This is a genomic window from Streptomyces sp. MB09-02B (assembly GCF_033794485.1).
Classification (GTDB): Bacteria; Actinomycetota; Actinomycetes; order Streptomycetales; family Streptomycetaceae; genus Streptomyces.
Genome location: NZ_JARGEE010000539.1, coordinates 1 through 5296, shown reverse-complemented (window position 1 = coordinate 5296; position 5296 = coordinate 1). Strand labels below are relative to the sequence as shown.

Sequence of the window (5296 nt, the reverse complement as noted above, 5' to 3'; positions counted from 1 at the left end):
CCAGTCCCGCCCCGACCGCCCCCGCTTCATGTCCGAGCGCTGCTTCTTCTCCCGCAGCCGACGCTCGTTGATCCCGCGTGGGATACGGGTGGCCCGCCGCGGCTTCGGCGGCGGCGCGGTCGCCTCCGCGAGCAGCGCGGCCAGCCGTACGGCGGCGGTCTCCCGGTTGCGCCACTGCGAACGGTGCTCGGAGGAGCGGACGCTGACCACCCCGTCGACGAGCCGCGACGCGAGCCGCTCCAGCGCCCGCGCCTTCCACACCTCGGGCAGCGCCTCGGTGTTCGCGAGGTCGAACCGCAGCTCGACCTGCGAGTCACTGGTGTTGACGTGCTGTCCGCCGGGACCGGAGGACCGGGAGAAACGCCACATGAGCTCGGCCTCGGGAAGCGAGACGGAGCCACGGATGACGTGAGGACCGGACATGCCCCCATGGTCGCGCGGATGTCCGGCCCACGTCACGTCCTTTTCCCGGTGGGTAAAGAAAGCAAAAACCGCTGGAACCTCTGGCGCCCCTCCCGACGTTCATAGGGGTACAGGTAGCTTCGTCCCTGGCACGAAGCCCGCAAGGCACGTACGCAACGAGGGAAGGACTCCCAACCATGGCTGTAAGCCTGTCCAAGGGTGGCAACGTCTCGCTCACCAAGGAGGCTCCGGGCCTGACGGCCGTCACCGTGGGCCTCGGCTGGGACGTCCGCACCACCACCGGCACGGACTTCGACCTCGACGCCTCCGCGATCGCGGTCAACCCGCAGGGCAAGGTCTACTCGGACGGCCACTTCGTCTTCTTCAACAACAAGCAGACCCCGGACCAGACCATCGTCCACACCGGCGACAACCGCACGGGCGAGGGCGCCGGCGACGACGAGGCGATCAACGTCAACCTGGCGGGCCTCCCCGCCGACGTCGACAAGATCGTCTTCCCGGTCTCCATCTACGACGCCGAGAACCGCTCGCAGAACTTCGGCCAGGTCCGCAACGCCTACATCCGCATCATCAACCAGGCCGGCGGCGCCGAGATCGCCCGCTACGACCTCTCCGAGGACGCCGCCACCGAGACCGCCATGGTCTTCGGCGAGCTCTACCGCAACGGCGCCGAGTGGAAGTTCCGCGCGGTCGGCCAGGGCTACGCCTCGGGTCTCGTCGGCATCGCCCAGGACTTCGGCGTCAACGTCTGACGTTCCGCGCGCCGCGGTCCGGGCCGACGCCCGGCCTCGCCTCGCAGCACATCACCGAAGGCCCCGCCACACGGCGGGGCCTTCGGCGTCGTAGGCGCCGGTCGGCGGAGCACCGTGGTAGCGCTGACGTCACACGCGCCAGTCGGCCGAGTACTGGATGTGCAGCGTCGCGGAGAGGCGACGCCGGTTCCGTATCCGCGCCCAGGGCCCGGAGTTCAGCTCGACACAGAAGTGCCCCGCGTGCGGAAACCGGTACGGGAACGACGGGGCCTCGTCGACCAGACCGCGCAGCGCGGTGCCGTGCTCGCGGAACGCGGTGGGGCTGCCCACGACGAACAGTGTGTGCGCCGCGATGTCGAAGGCGAGGTGGTCGCGGTACGACCGGTAGAAGCGCCGCTCGTGGTCGATGGCGTCCTCGTCGGGGAAGTCCCGGTCCGGAGTGGCCGTCGTCTGGGGCCTGCCGGTGTCGAGCCGTGACCGCACCGGCTTCCAGCTGGCGGTCGGAAACCGCAGGCTGTGGTGGAGCAGCAACAGGTCCAGCGCGACGGGTTCACCGTCACCGCCGTCACCGCCGTCACCGCCGTCACCGCCGTCGACGACGCCGACGACGCCCTCGGGGGCAGGGTTCGCCCGGATCGGCAGATGGATCAGCGACCGGGCGGACCGCGCGGCCAGCGCCCACAGGGCGACGAGCCGTTCCGCGCCGGCCCGGTCGACGTACATCGACAACCAGTGGTGGTCGTCGCGCAACGCCAGCCGCGCCGGGGACGGTTCCGGTCGGATCACCCGGAACTCGTCGCCGCCCAGGCGGACCTTGTGCACCCGCACCCGCTCTTTCACACGAGGCACTGTAGATCCCGGTGTCGGACCTGATCGGTACCGTGCGGGCATGCTGCTGCTCGAACCGCTCCGCACGGCCGGGGACGGAACCGTCCCCGGCCCCCTCCTCGCCGAACTCACCGCCCTGCACGCCTCCAACCGCGACTTCTACGCCCTGAGCGGTGACTTCCCGGACGCGAACGACATCCGTCCCGAACAGGTGGCCGCGGCGCTGAGCGTGGAGCTCGCCAACCCGGACGTGGAGATCCTGCTCGCACGCGAGGGCGGGGACGAGGGACGGGGACATCGGCTCGTCGGGGTCGCCATCACCCTCGCACGGCATTTCGATCCGGCCGACCCGGACCCGTGGATCGGCTTGCTGCTCGTCGACGGGGCGGCCCAACGCCGGGGGTATGGGCGCCAGTTGGCGACCCTCGTCGAGGAACGGTTCCGGGAGGCGGGGCGGGCGGCCGTCCGGCTGGCGGCGCTCGACAACAACCCCGGCGCCCTGTCCTTCTGGACCTCCCTCGGCTACGAGTTCGTCGAGCACCGCCGGGACCGCCAACTGGGGCGCCCCTGCACGGTGTTGCGCAAGACGCTGCGTACGCCACGCCGGGCCGCCCGGATCGCCGTACTCGATCCGGAGGGCGCCGTCTTCCTCTTCCAGTACCGCGACTCCGAGGTGGGCGTGCACTGGGCCCTGCCGGGCGGCGGTCTGGAGGAGGGCGAGACCACGCGCGAGGGCGCCGCGCGGGAGTTGCGCGAGGAAACGGGCTGGACGGACCTGGAGCCGGGCGCCCTGCTGTGCACCTGGGAGCACGACTTCACGCGCTACGACATCCCCGTACACCAGCACGAGACGGTCTACGTGACGCGGGGGCCACGCCGCGAACCGGTGGGTGGTCTCCTCACCACCTCACGCGCCGAGGAGGGCATCCTGGCCTGGCGCTGGTGGACCCCCGCGGACCTCGCCGACCCGGCGGCCGAGCCGGTCTGGCCGCCGGACCTCGCCCACCTCCTGGCGCGGTTCGGGACGCCCGACGCCACGGGCGCCACGGGAGCCACACCCACGCCGTAGCCTTCAGGGTTTCGGTGGCTTCCCGTCCCCGTACAGCCAGTCCTCCCAGATCGGGGCCAGGTCGGTGTCCGGGGCCGCCGTCGCCGCGAACTCCTCGGCGTACTCCGTGAAGTCGGCCGTGTCGGCGTTGCCGTGGCGGTGCGTGGTCGCCCAGCCCTGGAGCAGCTCCAGGAAGGCGTCGTCGCCGACGGCCTGACGGATCTTGTGCAGGACCATGGCCCCGCGTTCGTACACCGGGCTGTCGGAGATCCGGGCGGCGCTCGGCGGCTTCGCGGGCGGGAAGTCCCAGACGGCCTCGGCGTCGGCGGCGTCCTGGAAGTAGTCGCCCTCGTACAGCGCGTCGAAGATCTCCTGGGCGCTGTCGCCGCCGTGGTCCTCCTCCCACAGCCACTCGGCGTACGTGGCGAACCCCTCGTTGAGCCACATGTCCCGCCAGCTCTTCGGGGTGACGGAGTCGCCGTACCACTGGTGGGCGAGTTCATGGACGAGGAGCGAGAGGTCGGGGGCGCCGGGGAAGACGGGCCGGTTCTGGGTCTCCAGCGCGTACGCGACGTCCTCCGGCCGGTCGACGATCGCGCCGGTGGAGGAGAAGGGGTACGGACCGAAGTTCCCCTCCGCCCACCTGATGACCTCGGCGATCCGCCCGAGGACCGCCCGGCTCTCCTCGGCCTGGGAGGGATCGACGGCGACGTACACGGGAAGCCGCGGGCCCTCGACCGTCGAGCGGCGGATCTCGTACCTGCCGATGGCGAGCGTGGCCACGTAGCTCGCCATCGGTTCGGCGGTGTGCCAGGAGAAGGTCGTGCGGCCGCCGCGGGTGGACTCGCGGGTCAACTCGCCGTTGGAGACGGCCCGCAGGCCCTCGGGGACGGTGACGGTGAGGTCGTAGGCTGCCTTGTCGGAGGGGTGGTGGTTGCCGGGGAACCAGGCCATCGAGCCCGTGGGTTCGCCGAGCGCGAGGACGCCGTCGGCGGTCGGCAACCAGCCCTCCCGGGAGCCGTCCGGGTCGGTGATCGTCACAGGCGTGCCCGAGTAACGCACCGTCGTGCGGAACGTCCGCCCCTCGTCGAGCCCCTGCCCGGGGGTGACGGTCAGCTCCTGTCCCGCCCGCTTCCACCGCGCCGCCGCGCCCTCGACGGCGACCGACTCGACGTCCATCCCCCGCAGATCGAGGTTGAAGGAGCCGAGGTCCCGCGTCGCCCGCGCGGTGACGACGGCGGTGGCCCGCAGGCGGGCCCGCGAGTCGGGGTCGTAGGCGAGGGTGAGGGAGTAGTGGGTGACGTCGTACCCGCCGTTGCCGAGCCGGGGGAAGTACGGGTCCCTGAGGCCGGCGGAGCCCTCGGAGCCCTCGGAGCCCTTGGCCCGCCCGGCCCCACCACCGCCGTCGGTGCACGACGTGAGCGTGAGGGCCAGAGCGACGGTGAGCAGGGCGGCCGGGGCAACCCGTGCGGATCGGGACACGACGGCGATCCTATGAGGACATGACACCATCGCCTACGTGCTCGACATCGGCTACGCCCTCTCCAACCGCTTCCCGGACCCGCCGCAGACGGACTACCGCCGCGCGGACGTGTACGCGCTGCGGCACGACCTGTTCTGCGGTGACGTGTACCTCGCCGACACCAAGGCGGACCGGGAGCTGTCCACAGCCTGGGGATGGGTGCCGGTGCTGGACTTCGCGTGGGCGCTGTGCGACATCGTGGAACAGCTCGACCAGGACCCGGCCGGCTCGCGTGCCTCCCGCCCCCAGTACGCGGAACTCGACTTCACCGAGTCCACGGACCGCATGCTCTTCGAGCGCCGCTTCGGGTGGGTGGACGTCGAGTCGGACTGGATGCCGGCCGAGGACCCCCCGTTGACCTTCTCCCACGCGGAGCTGCGCCGGGAGGCCCGCGACTTCCTCCACGACGTGCTCGCCGACCTCTGCGACCTGCACGAAGCCCTGTCCGAGAACCCAGCGATCTGGACCCTCCAGTCCCGCTTCCCTCGGGTTCCGTAAGGGCCGCCGTGTTCGTCCGCGGCTCCGGTGGGGGCTGGCCGCGCAGTTCCCCGCGCCCCTGAAAAGCAGGGGCTGCGCCCCACGCTTTCGGCCCGAAAGTCCGTAGGCCTTTCAGGGGCGCGGGGAACTGCGCGAGAAGCCCCACCGGACCCGCGGATGGGGGTCAAAGGGGCGCAGCCCCTTGAGGATGGGACGGGTAGGGGCGGCGGGGGCGAAGAACCCCAC

The 5296-nt window shown here is 71.5% G+C and carries 6 protein-coding genes; 3 read left to right on the top strand and 3 right to left on the bottom strand.

Annotated features, from left to right (window positions below):
* On the bottom strand, positions 1 to 423 hold a 423-nt coding region (gene arfB, locus P1P70_RS40065; RefSeq protein ID WP_319246736.1), incomplete at its 3' end, for an alternative ribosome rescue aminoacyl-tRNA hydrolase ArfB.
* 176 nt (positions 424 to 599) lie between these two features.
* Between arfB and P1P70_RS40060 the strand changes: the two genes are divergently transcribed.
* Positions 600 to 1175, top strand: a complete 576-nt coding sequence (locus P1P70_RS40060) for a TerD family protein (RefSeq protein ID WP_067371740.1) — start codon at positions 600 to 602, stop codon at positions 1173 to 1175.
* A gap of 129 nt (positions 1176 to 1304) precedes the next feature.
* Here the strand turns inward: P1P70_RS40060 and P1P70_RS40055 are convergent, their stop codons facing one another.
* Entirely contained in the window at positions 1305 to 2015 is a 711-nt protein-coding gene (locus P1P70_RS40055) for a hypothetical protein (protein ID WP_319246733.1), read from the bottom strand.
* Between the two features lie 52 nt (positions 2016 to 2067).
* Here P1P70_RS40055 and P1P70_RS40050 point away from each other — a divergent pair, with 52 nt between their 5' ends.
* Positions 2068 to 3072: a GNAT family N-acetyltransferase gene (locus P1P70_RS40050; RefSeq protein WP_413471657.1), complete on the top strand. Its 1005-nt coding sequence runs from the start codon at positions 2068 to 2070 to the stop codon at positions 3070 to 3072.
* A 3-nt stretch (positions 3073 to 3075) separates the two neighbouring features.
* Here P1P70_RS40050 and P1P70_RS40045 read toward each other — a convergent pair whose 3' ends face one another.
* Positions 3076 to 4563: a M1 family metallopeptidase gene (locus P1P70_RS40045; RefSeq protein ID WP_413471656.1), complete on the bottom strand. Its 1488-nt coding sequence runs from the start codon at positions 4561 to 4563 to the stop codon at positions 3076 to 3078.
* 7 nt (positions 4564 to 4570) lie between these two features.
* On the opposite strand from P1P70_RS40045, the gene P1P70_RS40040 reads away from it, so the two are divergent.
* Positions 4571 to 5071 (top strand): hypothetical protein, encoded by a 501-nt coding sequence (locus P1P70_RS40040; RefSeq protein WP_319246728.1) that lies wholly within the window; start codon positions 4571 to 4573, stop codon positions 5069 to 5071.
* Positions 5072 to 5296: the final 225 nt, after the last annotated feature.

Bases quoted from the DNA above. Each gene is read 5' to 3' on its own strand.
- P1P70_RS40060 (WP_067371740.1), top strand. From the start codon at position 600: ATGGCTGTAAGCCTGTCCAAGGGTGGCAACGTCTCGCTCACCAAGGAG.
- P1P70_RS40045 (WP_413471656.1), bottom strand. From the start codon at position 4,563: ATGGTGTCATGTCCTCATAGGATCGCCGTCGTGTCCCGATCCGCACGG.